This is a genomic window from Pigmentiphaga sp. H8, from assembly GCF_003854895.1.
In the GTDB taxonomy this organism is placed as follows: Bacteria; Pseudomonadota; Gammaproteobacteria; order Burkholderiales; family Burkholderiaceae_B; genus Pigmentiphaga.
This window is the reverse complement of the sequence record NZ_CP033966.1, coordinates 475,408-493,701: the sequence shown is the minus strand read 5'-3', so window position 1 is coordinate 493,701 and position 18,294 is coordinate 475,408. Positions and strand designations below refer to the sequence as shown.

The following is an 18,294-nucleotide window of genomic DNA, read 5'->3' as shown; positions in this document are numbered from 1 at the left end:
TCAGAACAGATGGAAGATACCCGCAAGCAGCATGGTCTGGCCGCGCGAACTGGACGCGCCGCCGGTGCTGCCATACAGGATGTACGCGTTCTGCGCATCGCCCGCGGCACGCTGGTGGATGGCCGCCAGTTGCAGGATGGTGCGCTTGGACAGGAAGTAGTTGGTCATCAGGTTGAACTGATGGTACTTGGGCTTGAAGCCGGTGGCATCCACCTTGCCGAAGGTATAGGTATATCCCGCGCCGAGCTGCCAGCTGGCGTTGACGGAATAGGCCACGTTCAGGTCCAGGTTGCTGTACTTCGCGTCGCTGACGGGCAGGCCCGCCACCGTGCCGCCCACCTTGTCGTAGCGGACCTGGGTGTAGGCGGCGGCGTACTTGAAGCTGCCCGCCTGGTAGTCCGCCGCGACGCCGACGGTCGTCATCGCCTGCGGGCTGACCGTGTAGGCGTTGCGCTGCGAAGTGGAGGTGAACGCCGGCAGCAGGATGGTATTCCAGTTGCCCTCGGACACCGCGGTGGCCGGGTTATTCACCCGCATGTAGGCGGCCGCGACGGAGAAGTCGCCCGACTTGTACTTCAGCCCCATGCTGTGGGCGCTGTTCTGCTTGCTGGATCCGGCCACCTCGCCGAAGCTGTACACCGCGCCGGCCTGGAAGCCGTTGATGACGGGCGTGACGTACTTCACCGAATTGTTCAGCCGGAACTGGAAGTTCAGGTTGTCGACGTCGCCGGGGTGCGCCATGTAGCCGTTCCACTTGCCGGCGGGCACATAGGGAGCGAGGAACGAAGCCACCATGTCGTACTGCCTGCCGAACGTGACCGTGCCCAGGCTGTTGTCGTTCAGGCCCACGTAAGCCTGGCGGCCGAACAGCCGTCCGCCCTGGCGCGAGTTGCCCGATCCCATGTCGAAACCGCTTTCCAGGGTGAACAACGCGGAACGGCCGTTGCCCAGGTCCTCGTTGCCACGCATGCCCCAGCGCGAGGGTCCGGTGGCCAGGCCCGTCACGCTGTGGCCTCCACTGTTGTTCACATAGCGCAAGCCGCTATACAGAAAGCCGTACAGCGTCACGTTGGACTGCGCATGCGCGGCCCCCGCGCATGCGGCCGCCGCGGCCGCTCCGATCAACCATCTTTTCATGCCTTTCTCCCGCGCCAGGCGGCCCCGTGTTCTCGATGAAGGTCACGGTTCTTTCGAACCGGCGAAAGGCGAACCGATTCGCCTCCCTGCCGCGCAGACTAGGCAGCCCGGACCGCCCCTACAAGGGCGCATCCCCACACGGTGCGGATTTCCTAGCAATCCGGAATGGATCGCCACAATTTCGCTCGCCGGGCCCGCCGCGCGCCGTGCGCAGCCAGGCTCGGCGCGCCTCATCTAGGAAATAGGCAAGAACATCTAGGCGATCGGGACTCGTCCGTTCGAGGGTGGGGGCGGCCGGTGGTTCGGTGCTAAAAATTCGGCATTCGAAGCCCTCCAGCGAGTCCAACGTCATGCTTGCGTTTCGCCTGTCTTTCCCGCGTGCCCTCGTCCTTCACGCGGCGGCAGCCGCCCTTCTCGGCTACGCCGGCGCGGCCACCTCGGAAACCGTGATCGGCATCGCCAACCTCGGCCCCCACCCTTCCATCGCACAGACCATAGAGGGCTTCAAGGAAGAAATGGCCCGGCGCGGCTACGTGGACGGCAAGAACACCACCTACGTCTACAGCGACGCGAACTTCACCCAAGCCCTGATGCCGCAGATGTTCACGCAGATCTCGTCCAAGTCGCCCGAGCTGATCCTGACGATCACCACCTCGGTCTCGCAGACGGCGCTGTCGGCGGTCTCCAATCGCAAGACGCCCATGGTGTTCGCCATGGTCACGGACCCGGTCAAGGCCGGCCTGGTGCCCAACTGGCAGCAAGGCGGCGCGCGCTTCACCGGCGCATCGGACATGCAGGATTTCGACGCCGCGCTGGCCTTCGGCAAGAAGCTGTTCCCCCATGCGACGTCCTTCGGTTCGCTGTACAACCCCGGCGAAGTCAACGACGTGGTGACCACCCAGAAGCTGGAGGAGGCCGCCAAGCGGGCCGGCCTGAAATTCGTGCCGGTCAGCGTCGATGCCGTGGGCGACATTCCGCAGCGCGCCCAATTGCTGCGGGGCATAGGCTTTGCCTATATCACGGGCTCCAATCTGGTGCAATCGGCCATTCCTGCCGTGGCGGCCGCGGCCAAGCAACTGAAGTTCCCCATCCTGAGCTCGGAAACCGAGTTCGTGAAAAGCGGCATGGCCGCCGCCAACTACGCGGTCTCGCTGAAATCCATAGGAACCAACGCCGCCGTCCTGGCCGACCGCATCCTCAAGGGCACGCCCACCTCGCAGCTCGCGCCGGCGCGCCCGGGACCGGACGACTACATCACCACCATCAACAAGACCAAGTTCAAGGAGCTGGGCCTCGCCATTCCCGCTTCGTTCGACGACTGCGCCTGCTTCGTCGAGTAGCCCGTTTCCGCATCAAGGCTTACCTCATGCTAGACGTCCAACAACTGCAGAAAATCTTCCACGCCGGCTCGCCGGACGAACGCATCGCCATCGACGAGGTATCCCTCGGCTTGCAGCGCGGCGACTTCGCCGTCGTCGTCGGCGGCAACGGCGCCGGCAAATCGACGCTGCTCAACATGCTGGCCGGCGAGGTCCTGCCCGACGCCGGCCACATCCGCATCGATGGCAACGACATCACGCGCCTGCCCACGCACAAGCGTGCGAAATACATTTCCCGCGTGTTCCAGGACCCGTCGGTGGGAACGGCGGCCGCGCTCAGCATCGAGGAAAACCTGGCCGTCGCCGCCCGGCGCGGCGCCCGCCGCACCTTCGGCCGCGGCCTGACCAGCGCGATGATGGCCGAGTTCCGTGCCCGCCTGGAAACCTTCGGACTGGGCCTGGAGAACCGCATGAAGGCCCAGGCCGGCCTGCTGTCCGGCGGCCAGCGCCAGGCGCTGTCGCTGCTGATGGCGGTGCTGCGCGAGCCGCAGTTGCTGCTGCTGGACGAACACACCGCGGCGCTCGACCCCAAGACCGCCGAGAAGGTCATGCAGGTGACCTCGCGCGTGGTGTCCGAGACCGGCCTGACCACGCTGATGGTGACCCACAACATGAGCCATGCCATCACCTACGGCAACCGGCTGATCATGATGCAGCAGGGACGCATCATCGCGGACCTGTCCGGCGAGCAGAAGCGCGGCATGACCGTCGAGCGACTGGTCGCCGCCTTCGACGACGAATCCCATCTCCTAGCAGCGGCGTGAACCCATGAACTTCCTGTCCACCTTCCTGAACCTGGTCCCCATGGGGATGATGCAGGGCCTGATCTACGCCTTGATCGCCATCGCCGTGATGATTCCCTTCCGCATCCTCAGCTTCGCCGACATGACCGGCGAAGGCACGCTGGCCTTCGGCGCCTGCGTCACCGCCAAGTGCCTGGTGATCGGGCTCGAGCCCGTGTCGGCGCTGCTGATCGGCGCCCTGGCCGGCTTCCTGGGCGGCACCGCCACGGCCTACATCCATGAAAGGGTCAAGATCAACACGCTGCTGTGCGGCATCCTGGTGCTGTCCATGCTTTATTCCATCGACATCCGCGTCATGGGACAGCCGAACACGGCCCTGTTCAACTTCCCCAACCTGTTCTCCTACCTGCCCGGCGACGACGGCAGCCTGACCAACCGCATCGTGTTCCTGGCCGTGATCGACGTCGTGCTGATCGGCCTGATCTTCTGGTTCCTGGGCACGCAGCACGGCATGGCCATGCGCGCGCTGGGTTCGAGCCAGGCCATGGCCCGCGCCCAGGGCATCAACGTCAAGGCCTACACGCTGGTCGGGCTGGGGCTGGCCAACCTGATCGCCGCGCTGGGCGGGGGCCTGCTGGCGCAGAACCAGGGTTTCGCCGACGTGAACATGGGCTTCGGCACCCTGATCAACGGCCTGGCCTCGCTGCTGCTGGGCGAAGCCATCATCGGCAACCGCACCATCTTCCGCCAGGTGGCCGCCCCCGTGCTGGGATCGGTGGTCTATTTCCAGCTGATCTCGCTGGTGCTGGCCTTCGGCTTCCAGCCCTCGGACCTGAAGATGGTCACCGCGCTGTTCGTGCTCGTGACGCTGATCAGCCTGGTACGCCGCAAGCCCGGCCGCAGCCCCTCGCGGGCCATCCGGGCCAGCGCCGCCTGAGCCCCCGGCGCCGGCTCCTGCCGGCGCCCTTGCCAGGGCCGATAAAAAAACAGGGATACGTCGCCGTATCCCTGTTTGCTTTCTGGCGGGCGGACCCCGCGGTCCGCGCCGGTACTAGAGTTGCTGCCCGGCCGCCAGATAATCGGCCAGCACCATGTCCGCCTCATCCCCCGGGATGCGCTTGCGTTCGAACTCGGCCTCGCGCCCCCACGGCTTGGTGGCGTCCAGCCCCAGCCGCCCCCAGTGGTCCTTGTGGGGATCGCGATAGAAGCCGGGCACATCCTTGACGACCATGGTGCGGGTATCGGCCCGGCCGCGCGTCAGGAAGGCCCATATCACCTCTTCCATGTCGTAGATGTTCACATCCTCGTCCACCACCACGCACAGCTTGTTGTAGTCGAGGTGCGACCCCATGGCGGCCAGCAGGACGTGCTGGGCGTGCCCTTCGTACTGCTTGCGGATCTTCACGATGGTGTTCATGACCGTGGGCCGGCACGTCACGTCCAGCACGCCAGCGACCTGGCCCTTCAGGTGCTTGTAGATGCGCGCCGCCGTGGCCGCCTCCAGCGGCCGCAGGTCCTCGTGCGACCCGCAGACCAGCCCGTGGTAGACCGCGCCCTGGCGCCACGAGACGTGGGTAACCTCGAACACGTGGTTGTCGCCCACCTCGACGTAGTAGCCCATGAATTCGCCGAAGGGCCCCTCGGGGCGGCGCTCGTGCGGCAGGATGCGGCCCTCGATCACGATCTCGGCCTCGGCCGGTACCGCCAGGCCGATGGTCTTGCATGCACGCATGGGCAGGGGCTCGCCCCGCATGGCCGACGCCAGCGCCAGCTCGTTGCCCTCGGGCGGCAGCGACACGCAGGCCGCCATGAACACCTCGGGCGGCGCGCCGATCACGATGGCGGCCTCCAGCGGCTGGTCCCGTTCCTCGGCGGCCTGCTGGTAGCGATACAGGTCATGCGAACTGCCCAGGCGGATGCGCAGTTCCTGGTCCGACACGTAAAGGGAACGATGGAACGACAGGTTGGGCACACCCGTCTGCGGATCCTTGGCGACGAAAATGCCCGACGTGATGTAGGCGCCGCCATCCCGCCCATGGTGCGTCAGCAGCGGCAGGTCGCTCAGCTTGCCCTCGCGCCATTCCTGCGGCCCGGCATCGCGCTGCCACGCGGCATTGCCGGCGGCCTCCTGGATCTGTTCGTCCAGCCGCTCGCAGAAATTCTTGTCCCCGCAGCGGATGATCTCGCACAGGCGGTCGTGATTGCTGTAGACGTTGATCGCCACCGGCATGTCGCTGCCACGGACCTTGTTGAACAGCACCGCCTTGCCGGACTTGCGCTGCAACTGCACCGCCACGGCCGCCAGTTCGTGGACGGGATCGACCTCGCGGTCGATGACGATCAGGTCGCCGCGGGCCTGCAGCCTGGCCAGGTAGTCTCTCATGATGGTTTCCAGCGGACCGCGCGGCTATTTCAGGCCGGGCAGCCACATGACGAGTTGGGGAAAAGCGACGATCAGGCCGGTGAAGACCACCATCGCGAAGAAGAACGGCAATGCCGAACGCGCCACCTGCATGGCGGACACCTTGGTCAGCCCCTGGATCACGAACAGGTTGAAGCCCACGGGGGGTGTCACCTGCGCCATCTCCACGGTGATGACGAGGAAGATGCCGAACCACACCGGGTCGTAACCCGCCGCCGTCACCAGCGGCAGCACGATGGGCAGGGTCATCACGATGGCCGATATGCCGTCCAGGAAACAGCCCAGCACCAGGTAGACGAGCAGCAGCAGAACGACCAGCCCCACCGGCCCGAGGTGCAGCGGCGCGATCATTTCCGCCACGGCCTGCGGCACGCCCAGGTAGCCCATGGCGGTGGAAAGAAACCCCGCGCCCATGACGATCAGGCCGATCATGGACGACGTGAAAACGGTGCCCATCAAGGCCTGCCGCAAGGCCCCCAGGCTCAGGTCGCGCGTGGCGGCGGCGATGGCCAGCGCTCCCACCACGCCTACCGCCGCCGCCTCGTTGGGCGTGGCGATGCCGGCCATCATCGAACCGATGATGGCGCCGATCAGCAGCATGACGGGCAACAGGTTCCTGAGCGCCGACAGCCGCTGGCTCCAGGTGTAGCGTTCGCGCCCTTCCGGCACGAGGCCCGGCCGCGCCAGCGCCAGCAGCATGATGGTGGCACTGAACATGGCCGCCAGCACGAGTCCGGGCACGATGCCCGCCAGGAACAGGTCCAGCAGCGATATCTGCGCCAGCACGCTGTAGACGATCATCACGATCGAAGGAGGAATGAGGAAGCCGATGGTGCCGGCGCCTGCCAGCGACCCCATGGCCAGCGAGCCGGCATAGCCCCGGCGGGTCAGTTCCGGAAGGGTGATCCGACCGATGGTCGCGGCGGTGGCGGCCGACGACCCCGACACGGCCGCGAAGACCGTGCACGCCGCCACGTTCACATGGGCCAGACGCCCGGGCAGCCACGTCGTCCAGGGCGCGAGCGCATCGAAGATCGCGGCCGCGATGCGGGTGCGGAACAGGATTTCCGCCATCAGCACGAACAGCGGCAGGGCCGATAGCTCCGCCACGGTGGCCGAGTTCCAGGACAACTGGCCCAGCAGCACCTCCACCGGCGTCGAGCGGAACAGCATCAGGCCGATCCCGCCGGTGGCCATCAGCCCCAGCCCCACCCACACGCCGGCTCCCAGCAGGAGAATGAGCAGGCCCGCGACGACGAGAGCGATTTCTATCATGGCGGACTCTATTCCGTGGAAACGAGCGGCGCGTCGCCCGTGCCTTGCTCGGTCGGTTCGCCCAGCGCGATGCGCGCCAGGCGCGCGGCGAACTGCAGCGCCAGGACGACGGCCCCCAGGGCGAACAGCGCCTGGAACGGCCAGAGCAGGGAATTGCTGGGCAGGAAGGAACGTGTCTGGTCCAGGTAGGACATGTATGCCAGCCGCAGCAGCGCATAGGCGAAGAAACCCGACACCAGGGCCGTGAATGCCGTGGCCACGCCATCGAGCAGGCGGGCACGGCGCGGTCCCAATGCGTTCAGCGCCAGATGCACCCGGACGTGGAATCCCGCCCGCAGGACATGGCCGCTGCCGGCCAGGAAGGAAATGGCCAGCAGGTAGCTGGCATATTCCCAGGCGAATTCCAGGCTGATGCCCAGCAACTTGCGCGAGGCAACCTCGGCCACGATCAGCGCCAGCATCGCGACGATCAGCCAGCACGCGGCACGCGCGCCCCAGAGCGACAGGCGGTCGATGCCGTCCAGCCATGCCCTCATCGGGCCTGCCCCGCGCGCTCGCGGTACTGCCTGAGCAATTCGGGCACGGAAGGCGTGCGCCGCGCATAGTCCTCCACCATGCCGGCGGCGGCCTGCTTCAGGTCCGCGGTGACCGGCGCGGGCAAGGGTTCGACCTGCATGCCGTGCTCGCGCAGGACCGCCAGCGACTTGGCATCGTCCTCCTGGCTGGCCTTCCAGAAGGCCGGCTCGAGATCGCGCGCCACTTTCTCGATCGCGTCGCGCTGCGCGGCCGTCAGTTTCTTCCATGCGGCCAGGTTGATCGTCGCCACGTTCGACGACCAGACGTGATTCGTCTTGTAGGCGTGCTTCAGGAACTCCCAGAAGCGCGAGTCCACCGCGGTGGAGGCCGAGGTCGTCACGCCATCCAGGCCGCCCGAGGCCAGGGCCGGCATCATGTCGGCGAAGGTCATCTGCACCGGCGACATGCCGACATGCTTGATCAGCTCGGACGTCACCCGGTCCGTGACCCGCACCTTCATGCCCTTGACGTCGGGGGTGGAGGCGACCGGCTTGCGGGTGAAGAGATACTGGTCCGGCCACGGCGTCATGTACAGCCGCTTCTGTCCGAAGCGGGCCAGCACCTTGTCGTATTCGGGCAGCATGATGTCGTGCAGCACGCGCAGCTGCCGGTAGTCGCCCACGAGGTAGGGCTGTGTCTCGAGCGCGAACAGCGGCGCATCGCCGACCTGCTGCGGCGCGTTGAACTCGGCCATCGGCACGATGCCGTCGCGCACCGCGCGCAGCGCTTCCGGCCCCTTCAAGCCCAGCACGCCGCCCGCGTGCACGGTGATCTTCACCTGTCCGCCGGTGGCCTTGTCCACGGCCTCGGCGAAGGCCACCGCGTTCTTCGTATGGAAATTGCCCGGTGGCCAGGCGATCGCCATGTCGAGCCGGGTCTGCGCCAGGGCGGAACCGCCGAGCGCCATTGCCGCGATGCCCAGCAGCGCGCGGATGCGAAGGGAAATGGACTGTGGTTGCATGCTCGGACTTCCTTGGTATGCGGGCGATCAGTCGATCGCGCCGGAATGAAAACGCCGGGCGGCCCCGGACGAGAAATAGCCCAGCCGCGCGTCGCGCCGGACCGCCTCGGGCGCGCGGCGCGACGGGTCGCCATAGCCCGCGCCGCCCGGCACGTCGATGCGCAGGACCTCGCCGGCGGGGACGGTTTGCAGCCCCATGGACCGCATGGCCGACCCCGAAGCGGTGCCCACCCACCCCGGTGCCCCGTCGGCCCCGCCCTCGCGTCCGCGGGCGGGATTCAACACGCGGTCGAAGATGCCGAACACCTGGAACGGCGTCCCGTCGCGGGTGGCGACCTCCACCCGCTGTCCCAGGCCGCCCCGGTACTGGCCGGCTCCTCCGCTGTCGGGCAGCAGTTCCTTGCGCCAGATGACGATGGGCGCCGCCGTCTCGCAGATTTCGGCCGGGATCGACCGGATGCCGCTGGGGAAGGCGGTGGCCGACAGCCCGTCGCCTTCGGGGCGGGCGCCCGAACCGCCGGCGTTGAAGAACAGGATCTCGAAAGGCGCCCCGCCCTCGATGCCGCCGCGCAGCTGCAGCCCCCAGTTGCAGGCGGCGCCCTCGGCCGGGATGCGGCCGGGCAGAGCCCCGGCCAGTGCGCCCAGCGCCACCTCGGGCAGGAACTGGCCGATGATGTGGCGGGCACAGACCGGCGCCGGGTGGCGCACGTTCAGGATGGAGCCCTCGGGCGCATCCACTTCCACCAGCGACAGCGAGCCCGCGTTGTTGGGCACGTTGGGCGCGACCGCTGCGCGCACGCCGAACGCCGCATAGGCGCGGGTGTAGTTCAGCACCAGGTTGATGCCCTTGGCGCTGGCCGGCGACGTGCCGTCGAACGACACCCGTATGCGCTCCCCGTCGATGCCCACCGCGCAATGGATGTCGACCGGACGGTCGTAGCCGTCGAGCCGCATGTGCGAGCGGTACGTACCCTGTGGCAGCTTGGCGATGGCGGCACGCATGCCGGCCGCCGAGCGTTCCAGCAGGAACGCGGCGATGTCCGCCAGCCCGTCCTGGCCGAATTCGTCCAGCGTGGACGCCAGGCGGCGGGCGCTGACCTCGTTGGCCGTGACGTAGGACAGGATGTCCCCCACCACCGGTTCGGGTTGGCGCACGTTGGCGCGCACGATGTCGAGCAGGTCCTCGTTCAGGCGGCCCGCGCGCGCCAGGCGCAGGATGGGGATGTACAGGCCTTCTTCGTACACCGACCGGCCGTCCGGCCCCTGGCCCAGGCCGCCGATGTCCACCTGGTGGCAGGTACAGGCGAAGAAACCGATCACCCTGCCGTCCTGGAAAGCAGGCGACAGCACGGTGACGTCGTGCAGATGGCCGGACGTCAGCCACGGGTCGTTGGTGATGAAGTGGTCGCCCTCGGCCATGGAGGCCGGCGGGTGCTTGTCCAGGAAGTGGCGGGCGCAGGCGGCCATGGAGTTCACGTGGCCGGGCGTGCCCGTGACCGCCTGGGCGATGAGCCGGCCTTCCAGGTCGAACAGGCCGGCCGACAGATCGCCCGCTTCGCGGACCGTGGGAGAGAAGGCCGTGCGCATCAGGGTGCGTGCCTGCTCCTCGACCACCGCGATCAGGCGGCTCCACAGGACCTGGGCCTTGATCTCCTCCGGCATGTCCCTGCCGGCCGCGGCGGCCGGGGAAGCCGCCGCGCCATCCAGCACGATGTCGCCCGCGGACGTGCACGCGACCGCCAGGCCCGACGGCACCACGATGGTGGTTTCGTCCTCCACCAGCAGGGCGGGCCCGGCCAGCGGCGCGCCCGGCGCCACGGCGCGGGCGGGCAGCACCCGGCCGGACACGAAGTCGCGCAAGGTCTGGTCGTAGAACCGGCGCTCGCCGGCCTCGCGGGCCACGGCTATGCCGGCCGCGGCGGGCGCGACCGCCGGCACCGGCGCCTCCACCCTGACGGTCCAGCCCAGCACCTCGATCTGCGCGCCGGCGATCACGCGGCCGTAGAGCGCGCGGTAGGCGGCCTCGAACGCCGCGGCCAGCATGTGCGCGGCGCCTTCGCCGAAGGAGCCGTCGGGCAGGATCACCCGTATCTCGTGCCCTTGTCCCTGGTAGCGCATCCAGGCGGTCCGCTGTTCGCGGACCTCGGCGCCGGGCGCCGCCCGGCGGACCACGCGATGCATCTCGGCGGCCAGTTCCGCGACGATGGCGTTGGCCTGGGCGGCATCGAAGGACGACAGCCTGGCCTGCACGCTGCGCGTGGTCTCGAATGCCACGGGCGCGCGCAGGAAGCCCAGCGCCGATCCCACGCCCGCGCCCTCGGGAATGACCACGCGGTCCAGCCCGAGCTTGGCGGCCAGCCGCGCGGCATGCAACGGCGCCATGCCGCCGATGGCGATCAGCGTGCGTCCGTCCACCCCCTTGCCGACCTCGACCGCATGTTCATGGACGGCATTGGCCATGCTCTCGTCGACGATCTCGCAGATGCTCCAGGCCGTGTCCTCGACCGACAGGTCCAGCGCTCCGCCCAGTCCCTCCAGCGCCTCGCGCGCGGCGCCCAGGCCCAGCGTCATCCGGCCGCCGGCGAAATGCTCCGCGTCGAGCCGGCCCAGCGCCAGGTGCGCATCGGTAACGGTGGGCTGCGTGCCGCCCCGCATGTAGCAGGCCGGCCCCGGCACCGAACCGGCGCTCTCCGGTCCCACCTGCAGCCGCCCCAGCGCATCGAGATGCGCGATGGAGCCGCCGCCGGCGCCGATCTCGGCCAGCTCGACCACGGGAAAGCGCAGCGGGATGCCGCTGCCCGCCTTGAACCGGGCCAGCCGCGCCACTTCCATCGACCGCGCGGTTTGCGGCGCGCCTTCGTCGATGAAGCACAGCTTGGCGGTGGTGCCGCCTATGTCCAGCAGCAGCGCGCGGTCTATGCCCATTCGCCGCGCCACGTCCGCAGCCAGGATGGCGCCTCCGGCCGGACCGGACTCCAGCAGCCGGACGGGAAAGCGACGAGCGACCTCGACCTCGCACAGGCCGCCGTTGGACAGCATCAGCAGCAGCGGCGCGCGTACGCCGCGCGCCGCCAGCGCCTCTTCCAGGCGCCGCAGATAGCCGGCCATCACCGGCTGCACGTAGGCATTCACGCAGGCCGTCGCGAAACGCTCGAACTCGCGGATCTCCGGCGCCACCTCGGACGACAGCGAAACATCCAGCTGCGGCCGAAGCCGGGCCAGCACGGCCGCGGCCTGCCGCTCGTGCGCGGGATTCCGGTAGCTGTGCAGGAACCCGATGGCGACGGCCTCGACCCCCGCTTCGTCCAGGGACGGCAACAGGGCCTCGATGGCGGCATCGTCCAGCGGACGCAGCACCTGGCCGTCCACCGACATGCGTTCATCCACCGTCAGGCGCAGGTCGCGCGGCACCAGCGGTTCCGGCTTGTCGACGTAGAGATCGTAATGGTCATGGCGGCTTTCCGTACCCATCTCCAGGGTGTCGCGAAAACCTTCGGTGGTGATGAACGCGATCCGCGCACCGCGACGTTCGATGACGGCATTGGTGGCCAGCGTGGTGCCATGCACCACCGTATCCAGGTCGGCAGGCGCGAATCCGGCATCGGCAAGGATGCGGTCCAGTCCTTCGAGCACCGCGCGCTCCGGCGACTCCGGAGTCGTCAGCACCTTCAGGAACCAGCGCCGGGCCGCGCCGCCATCGCTGGCCTCGAGCGCGAAATCGGTGAAGGTTCCCCCTATGTCGATACCCAACCGTAGCAAGAACGTATCTCCTATCAGGCCCTGGGCGCGGGAATCAGCGCCAGGATCGATTCGCGCGCCTGCAGCATCAGGTCGCGCATGGTTTTCTCGGCCGCCCGGGCATCGCGGCGGCCCAGCGCCTCGACCAGCGCCCGGTGGTGCCGGACCACGATCTCGCGATTGGATTTCTTCTCCAGCGTGGCCCGCCGCAGGGTCTGGATCTGGCTGTCGTGGCGGCTGGCGGCTTCGCCCAGCCGCTTGTTGCCGACCAGCCGCACCAGCGCGACGCGAAAGTCATGGTTGGCCATGACGAATTTCTGCAGGGACGGCCGGGGCAGCGCATCGACCTCGCGCTGCACGACCGCCTCGAGCTCGGCCAGTCCCTCGGGCGTGACCGACCGGGCGGCGCGGGCAGCCAGATAAGGCTCGATCAGCAGCCGCAGCTCCATGATTTCCTCCAGATCCAGGCGGGACAGCGAGGCCACCGAGGTTCCCCGGCCCGCGGTCAGCAGCCCTTCATGGCGCAGGCGCGTCAGCGCCTCGCGCAGCGGCGTGCGGGACACGCCCAGCATCGCGGCGAGCTGGGTCTCGGTCATGCGCACGGACGGGTCGATCTCGCCGCTGGCGATCTTCTCGTGGATCCGGCGGTAGATGCGCTCGGGCAGCAGGTCCGCGCGGGCAAGCGGTTCGAGGGGTGGAGGCGCGGGCGTTTTCATGGTCTGGCGACCATGATCGGCCAGGCCAAGCAAAAAAACAATTGTTTTTTGCATACCGACGGCCACGCCGGTGCCCGCCGCTACGCCGCGGGCCACTGCGAGCCCAGGTACTCCGCGAGGTCCACCGTGTCTTCGCCCGGGATCCGCTTGCGCGCGAACTCCGCCTCCCGGCCCCACGGGCGCGTCGCATCCAGCGCCAGGCGTCCCCAATGGTCCTTGTGCGGATCGCGATAGAAGCCCGGCACGTTGGGCACCACCATGGTGCGGGTGTCGGCGCGGCCGCGCGTCACGAACGCCCAGACCACCTCGTCCATGTCGTAGATGTCGACGTCCTCGTCCACCACCACGCAGAACTTGTTGTAGTCCAGGTGCGATCCCATCGCCGCCAGCAGCGCGTGGCCGCCGTGGCCTTCGTACTGCTTGCGGATCTTGATGATGGTGTTCATGACCGTGGGCTGACACGAGACGTCCAGCACGCCCGGCACCTGGGCCTTGAGCGCCTGGTAGATGCGCGCGGCCGTGGCCGCCTCCAGCGGCCGCAGGTCCTCCCTGGAGCCGCAGATCAGACCGTGGAAGACGGCGCCCTTGCGCCATCCGACGTGGGTGACCTCGAACACGTGGTTGTCGCCCACCTCGACGTAGTAGCCCATGAACTCGCCGAAGGGGCCCTCCGGACGGCGTTCGTTGGGCAGGATGTGGCCCTCGATCACGATGTCGGCCGCGGCCGGCACCGACAGGTCGATGGTCCTGCACCGCCTCATGCGCAGCGGCCCGCCGCGTATGGCCGCGGCCAGGGCCAGTTCGCTGGCATCCGGCGGCAGCGACACGCAGGCCGCCATGAACAGTTCGGGCGCGGCGCTGACCAGGATCGCCGCCTCGAGCGGCTTGCCGTCGCGCTCGGCCGCCTGCTGGAAGCGCGCCAGGTCGTGCGTGCTGCCCAGGCGTACGCGCAATTCGCCGTCGGAGACCTTCATCGACCGGTGGAACGACAGGTTGGGCACGCCGCTGTCGGGATGCTTCGCCAGGAAGATGCCCGAGGTGATGTAGGCACCGCCGTCGCGCTCGTGATAGGTCAGGATGGGCAGGTCGGACAGCGTGCCCGAGCACCAGTCGTCGCCGGGATCGGTATCTTCCATCCAGGCGCCCTGCCCCAGCGTGGCCGCCAGCGCGATCTCCTCGCCCAGGCGTTCGCAGAAGGTCTTGCGTCCGCAGCGGATGATTTCGCGCAGGCGCTGGTGTTCGCTGTAGACGTTCATGACCACGGGCAGCGCGCTGCCCCGGACATGGGAGAACAGCACCGCCTGCCTGGACTCGGACTGAAGCCTGCGGGCGATCGCGGCGGCCTCGAAGCGCGGATCCACTTCCTTGTGGACGACGACCAGCTCGCCCCGGGACTGGAGCTTGTCGAGGTAGTGTCTCATCGATGTGAAGGTCTTGCGTGGGATGAAGGTCCGACGATAGCAACGGCCGACGCCGCGCTTCTTTGCCGGATGTGGCGAAAACCTAGGATTACGGAACAACTTGATGTCGCGGGCGACGCCATACGCGTGTTAGCCCGGATTGCCTGGTCGACCGCGCCACCGTACCGTATGCCACCGCCGAATGTCCGACCGCACGGAGTGCCGATGAATACCTTCCCCTTTCGTCCCGACCAGAGCGACGACGGACTGTTCAGGACGCGGCTGGCGGGCCGGCATGCCCGGACCACCGAAGCCTTCCACAGCCTGCGCGCGACGGCCGAGCACGCCATTCCCCAGGCCAAGGGCCCCGGCATCTACGGCCAGCGCGTGGCCGTTTCCCAGGATCCGTCCGAGGGCTATTGGGAACTGATCAGCCTGCGGGACGAGATCTTCCTGGTCATCACCAGTTGCCGCTACACGAAGGAACGCACCGAAAGCGTGCTGCCAGAAGGCTTCGTCGAATTCCACTTCGTGCTCAAGGGCCCCGCGCGCGTCGAGTTCTCGGAATCGGGCGAAGTGCAGATCGGCTCGCCCAACCTGACGGTGGTGCAGCAGGGCGACGACATGCTCTACCAGGTGCATTGCGGCCCCGGATCCTGGCGCATGGTCAGCATGTACGTCACGCAGGCCTATTTCGACGCCTTCGTCCGCGCCTCGCTGGGCGCCGGCAACGCCTTCCAGAAGAAGCTGGACGCCGTGGGCAACGAACAGGTCTTCTGCCACCAGATGCCGGTGGGCGTGGAAGTGCTGCACGCCATCGAGAAACTGCTGGCCAACCCCTACCAGGGCTATCGCCGCCTGCTGCTGGCCGAGGCCAAGGCCAGCGAGATCCTGTGCGCCTCGCTGGACCTGTGGCAGAACCACATAGAAAGCGAGAACGCCCCGGGCGTGTTCTCCACCCGCGACCTGCGCCTGATCGAGAAGGCGCGCGACATCATGCTGTCGGACATGACGCGCGTGCCCACCATCCCGGAACTGGCGCGCGCGGTGGGCACCAACACGTCCAAGCTCAAGCGCGGCTTCAAGTTCCTGTACGGCATGACGGTGTTCGAGTTCGGCCACAGCCACCGCATGAACCGCGCGCTGAACCTGCTCATCCAGGACCGCCTGTCCGTCAACGAGGTGGCCTGCGCCGTGGGCTACCAGCACCAGACCAGCTTCACCGCCTCGTTCCGCGAGCACTTCGGCTTCGCGCCCAAGGACGCCCGCCGCATGGGCAGCGCCGAGGAAGTCCTGGCCCGCCACGCCGGCGACCCGCTGCATCCGCCGGGTACGCATTGATCGCATCCGGCCCGCTTTCGGGAAACAGATGACTTTTCTAGGAAATCGGCAGTGATGCGCATCCCGGGCTGATTGCCGCCCCATGCTTCGCATAGGATCGTCCCATCCCCGATGGGAACAACTAGCGAGGCACACAATGGCAGTCATGGAAGTACGGAATCCACGCAGCGGCGAACGGGATTACCGGTTCGAATCCACCAGCCCGGCGGACATCGCCGCCAAGGCCAAGGCGGCGCGCGAGGCGCAGCGCGCCTGGTTCTCGGGCGGCCTGGAGCGCCGCGTCGCCATCCTGAAGAAATGGGCCGAGGCCCTGGGCCGGCATGCCACCGAGATCGCCGCGGCGCTCAGCGTCGACACCGGCCGCACGCGCATCTCCCACGAAGAACTCGGCGCCGTCGAGCACTTCATCCACGGCTACTGCGAGGCGGCGCCCCAGGTGCTGGCCCAGCCCTTCCGCAAGTTCTCGCACAACGACGAGATCATCTTCAAGACCACCCTGGTGCCCTACCCGCTGGTGGGCGTCATCAGCCCCTGGAATTTTCCGCTGGTGCTGTCCTTCATCGACGCGATCCCGGCGCTGGTCGCCGGCGCGGCCGTGATGGTCAAGCCCAGCGAGGTCACGCCGCGCTTCGTGGAACCGCTGCAGCGCTCGATCGACGACGTGCCCGAGCTGGCGCACATCATCACCCTGGTACGCGGCGGGGCCGAGACCGGGCAGGCCGTGGTGGCCAACAGCGATGCCATCGTCTTCACGGGCAGCATCAAGACCGGCCGCAGGATCGCGCTTGCCGCGGCCGAAGCCTTCATCCCTGCCTTCCTGGAACTGGGCGGCAAGGATCCGGCGGTGGTGCTGGCGGGCTCGGATCTCGCCCGCGCCGCCACCAGCATCCTGCGCAGCGCCATCTACAACACCGGGCAGGTCTGCTATGCGATCGAACGCGTGTACGTGGATGCCTCGGTGCATGACGAGTTCGTCGCCGAACTGCTGCGGCAGGCCGCCACGCTGCGGCGCAGCCACGCGGCGGGAGACGGCGGCCACTACGGCCCGTTCATCTTCGAGGCCCAGGGCGCCATCGTCGAAGCCCAGCTCCAGGACGCGGTGGCGCGCGGCGCCCGCATCCTGTCGGGCGGCAAGGTCGAAAACGTGGGCGGCGCGATCTGGCTGGATCCCACCATCGTCACCGGGGTGGATCACAGCATGGCGGTCATGACCGAAGAGACCTTCGGCCCCGTCGTGCCGGTCATGAAATTCAGCACCGTCGAGGAAGCCGCCCATCTGGTCAACGACACGGTCTTCGGCCTGTCGGGCGCCGTGTTCGGTCCCGACACCCACACCGCGGGCGATTTCGCGACGCTGATGGAGGCGGGCGGTGTCAGCATCAACGACACCGAGCTGCAGCGCGGCATGATGTTCGACGGCGAGAAAACCGCCTTCAAGATGTCCGGCATGGGCGGCTCGCGCTATGGCGCGACCAGCATCCTGCGCTACGTCCGCAAGCGCGCGCTGATCGCCAACGAAGGCGGCATCAAGCCCCTGACCGAACTTTCGGAACTCGAGGCCTGACACTCGCGCCCGCGCGCCGGCCAAGCGGCGCGCGGGCGTTTCCCGTTCTTGGCAGGAGAAAAACCGTGCTGGGCAAACTTCTCGGACGGCTGGTGGCCGGAACGGCCCTCGTGGCCAGTTGCGCGGCGGGCGCGCAGGAACCCATGGTCGTGGGCATCGCCAACTTCGGTCCGCATCCGGCCCTGGACCAGAGCGTGTCGGGCTTCAAGCAGGAACTGGCCAGGCTGGGCTACGTGGACGGGAAGAACGTGCGCTTCGTCTACAGCGACGCCAACTTCACGCCGGCCATGATCCCGCAGATCCTGAACCAGATCGAGGCCAACAAGCCCTCGGTCATCCTGACCGTGACCACACCGGTGTCGCAGGCCGCCATCACCAGCGTCAGCGACAAGCGCATCCCGCTGGTGTTCGTGCTGATCAGCGACCCGGTTGCCGCCGGGCTGGTGCCGAACTGGAACCAGGGCGGGCCCCGCTTCGTGGGTTCGGCCAGCGCGATGGACTACGACGCGGTGCTGGAGTTCGCCCGCCAGATCTTTCCCGACGCGAAGAAGTTCGGCGTCCTGTACGCCCCCGGGGAAGCCAACGACGTGGTCGCCATGAAATCCATCGAAGGCGCCGCCAAGCGGGCCGGCCTGGCGTTGCAGGCGGTCAGCGTGGATGCGGCCATCGACGTGCAGCAGCGCACCCAGATGCTGTCGGGCGTCGACTTCGTCTATGCCATCGGCTCCAGCCTGGTGCAGTCCTCGATGCCGGCGCTGGCCTCGGTTACCGACCGCTACCGCATCCCCATCCTCAGCGCGGAAACCGAGCTGATCAAGAAGGGGGTGGTTGCCGTGTCCTACGCCGCGTCCTACCAGGTGCAGGGCGCGCACGCCGCCCAGCTGGCGGCCGAACTGCTCAAGGGCCGCAAGACCACCGAGCTCGCCCCCATCAAGCCTGGCCGCAAGGACTACGCCGCGCTGATCAGCCGCAAGAAATTCGCCCAGCTGGGCAAGCCCGTCCCGGCGGCCTTCGAGCACTGCAACTGCTTCGTGGACTGAGC

General features: G+C 68.0%; 14 protein-coding genes. 6 read left to right on the top strand and 8 right to left on the bottom strand.

The window, feature by feature from the left end; translation table 11 throughout:
• Positions 1-1,137: a porin gene (locus tag EGT29_RS02365; RefSeq protein ID WP_124687526.1), complete on the bottom strand. Its 1,137-nt coding sequence runs from the start codon at positions 1,135-1,137 to the stop codon at positions 1-3.
• Between the two features lie 350 nt (positions 1,138-1,487).
• Between EGT29_RS02365 and EGT29_RS02360 the strand changes: the two genes are divergently transcribed.
• Genes EGT29_RS02360 through EGT29_RS02350 form a run of 3 tightly spaced genes read left to right on the top strand, consistent with a single transcriptional unit; the run spans position 1,488 to position 4,196 of the window.
• Positions 1,488-2,477: an ABC transporter substrate-binding protein gene (locus tag EGT29_RS02360; protein ID WP_124687525.1), complete on the top strand. Its 990-nt coding sequence runs from the start codon at positions 1,488-1,490 to the stop codon at positions 2,475-2,477.
• Between the two features lie 26 nt (positions 2,478-2,503).
• On the top strand, positions 2,504-3,280 hold the full coding sequence (locus EGT29_RS02355; RefSeq protein WP_124687524.1) for an ABC transporter ATP-binding protein: 777 nt from the start codon (positions 2,504-2,506) through the stop codon (positions 3,278-3,280).
• Positions 3,281-3,284: 4 nt separating this feature from the next.
• Complete coding sequence (locus EGT29_RS02350; RefSeq protein ID WP_124687523.1) at positions 3,285-4,196, top strand: ABC transporter permease; 912 nt, start codon at positions 3,285-3,287, stop codon at positions 4,194-4,196.
• Positions 4,197-4,310: 114 nt separating this feature from the next.
• Here EGT29_RS02350 and EGT29_RS02345 read toward each other — a convergent pair whose 3' ends face one another.
• The 7 genes from EGT29_RS02345 to EGT29_RS02315 form a co-directional block, all read right to left on the bottom strand.
• Complete coding sequence (locus tag EGT29_RS02345; RefSeq protein WP_124687522.1) at positions 4,311-5,642, bottom strand: UbiD family decarboxylase; 1,332 nt, start codon at positions 5,640-5,642, stop codon at positions 4,311-4,313.
• Between the two features lie 24 nt (positions 5,643-5,666).
• Positions 5,667-6,956 carry a TRAP transporter large permease gene (locus tag EGT29_RS02340; protein ID WP_124687521.1) on the bottom strand — a complete coding sequence of 430 codons (1,290 nt, stop codon included), beginning with the start codon at positions 6,954-6,956 and terminating at the stop codon, positions 5,667-5,669.
• 8 nt (positions 6,957-6,964) lie between these two features.
• Positions 6,965-7,492 (bottom strand): TRAP transporter small permease subunit, encoded by a 528-nt coding sequence (locus EGT29_RS02335; protein ID WP_124687520.1) that lies wholly within the window; start codon positions 7,490-7,492, stop codon positions 6,965-6,967.
• A complete protein-coding gene (locus EGT29_RS02330; protein WP_124687519.1) occupies positions 7,489-8,493 on the bottom strand; it encodes a TRAP transporter substrate-binding protein in 1,005 nt (334 codons plus the stop codon). Before EGT29_RS02330 ends, EGT29_RS02335 begins: the two co-directional genes overlap by 4 nt.
• Before the next feature lie 27 nt (positions 8,494-8,520).
• Positions 8,521-12,252 (bottom strand): hydantoinase B/oxoprolinase family protein, encoded by a 3,732-nt coding sequence (locus tag EGT29_RS28685; RefSeq protein WP_124687518.1) that lies wholly within the window; start codon positions 12,250-12,252, stop codon positions 8,521-8,523.
• Positions 12,253-12,266: 14 nt separating this feature from the next.
• Positions 12,267-12,947 (bottom strand): GntR family transcriptional regulator, encoded by a 681-nt coding sequence (locus EGT29_RS02320; RefSeq protein WP_161567666.1) that lies wholly within the window; start codon positions 12,945-12,947, stop codon positions 12,267-12,269.
• A gap of 80 nt (positions 12,948-13,027) precedes the next feature.
• On the bottom strand, positions 13,028-14,368 hold the full coding sequence (locus EGT29_RS02315; protein WP_124687516.1) for a UbiD family decarboxylase: 1,341 nt from the start codon (positions 14,366-14,368) through the stop codon (positions 13,028-13,030).
• 204 nt (positions 14,369-14,572) lie between these two features.
• Here EGT29_RS02315 and EGT29_RS02310 point away from each other — a divergent pair, with 204 nt between their 5' ends.
• The 3 genes from EGT29_RS02310 to EGT29_RS02300 all read left to right on the top strand — a co-directional run bounded on the left by EGT29_RS02310 (position 14,573) and on the right by EGT29_RS02300 (position 18,292).
• Positions 14,573-15,688: an AraC family transcriptional regulator gene (locus EGT29_RS02310; protein WP_124687515.1), complete on the top strand. Its 1,116-nt coding sequence runs from the start codon at positions 14,573-14,575 to the stop codon at positions 15,686-15,688.
• A 145-nt stretch (positions 15,689-15,833) separates the two neighbouring features.
• Positions 15,834-17,252, top strand: coding sequence for an aldehyde dehydrogenase family protein (locus EGT29_RS02305; protein WP_238160268.1), 1,419 nt, complete (start codon positions 15,834-15,836; stop codon positions 17,250-17,252).
• A gap of 65 nt (positions 17,253-17,317) precedes the next feature.
• The gene (locus EGT29_RS02300) at positions 17,318-18,292 is read left to right on the top strand and encodes an ABC transporter substrate-binding protein (protein ID WP_238160267.1); all 975 of its coding nucleotides are present in this window, start codon (positions 17,318-17,320) and stop codon (positions 18,290-18,292) included.
• The last annotated feature ends 2 nt before the right edge of the window (positions 18,293-18,294 follow it).

What these genes read in the sequence shown, in the direction of transcription:
- EGT29_RS02345 (WP_124687522.1), bottom strand. Translation starts at nt 5,642, where the DNA reads ATGAGAGACTACCTGGCCAGGCTGCAGGCCCGCGGCGACCTGATCGTC.
- EGT29_RS02330 (WP_124687519.1), bottom strand. Translation starts at nt 8,493, where the DNA reads ATGCAACCACAGTCCATTTCCCTTCGCATCCGCGCGCTGCTGGGCATC.
- EGT29_RS02340 (WP_124687521.1), bottom strand. Translation starts at nt 6,956, where the DNA reads ATGATAGAAATCGCTCTCGTCGTCGCGGGCCTGCTCATTCTCCTGCTG.
- EGT29_RS02355 (WP_124687524.1), top strand. Translation starts at nt 2,504, where the DNA reads ATGCTAGACGTCCAACAACTGCAGAAAATCTTCCACGCCGGCTCGCCG.
- EGT29_RS02320 (WP_161567666.1), bottom strand. Translation starts at nt 12,947, where the DNA reads ATGAAAACGCCCGCGCCTCCACCCCTCGAACCGCTTGCCCGCGCGGAC.
- EGT29_RS02365 (WP_124687526.1), bottom strand. Translation starts at nt 1,137, where the DNA reads ATGAAAAGATGGTTGATCGGAGCGGCCGCGGCGGCCGCATGCGCGGGG.
- EGT29_RS02305 (WP_238160268.1), top strand. Translation starts at nt 15,834, where the DNA reads ATGGAAGTACGGAATCCACGCAGCGGCGAACGGGATTACCGGTTCGAA.
- EGT29_RS02360 (WP_124687525.1), top strand. Translation starts at nt 1,488, where the DNA reads ATGCTTGCGTTTCGCCTGTCTTTCCCGCGTGCCCTCGTCCTTCACGCG.
- EGT29_RS02335 (WP_124687520.1), bottom strand. Translation starts at nt 7,492, where the DNA reads ATGAGGGCATGGCTGGACGGCATCGACCGCCTGTCGCTCTGGGGCGCG.
- EGT29_RS02350 (WP_124687523.1), top strand. Translation starts at nt 3,285, where the DNA reads ATGAACTTCCTGTCCACCTTCCTGAACCTGGTCCCCATGGGGATGATG.
- EGT29_RS02310 (WP_124687515.1), top strand. Translation starts at nt 14,573, where the DNA reads ATGAATACCTTCCCCTTTCGTCCCGACCAGAGCGACGACGGACTGTTC.
- EGT29_RS02315 (WP_124687516.1), bottom strand. Translation starts at nt 14,368, where the DNA reads ATGAGACACTACCTCGACAAGCTCCAGTCCCGGGGCGAGCTGGTCGTC.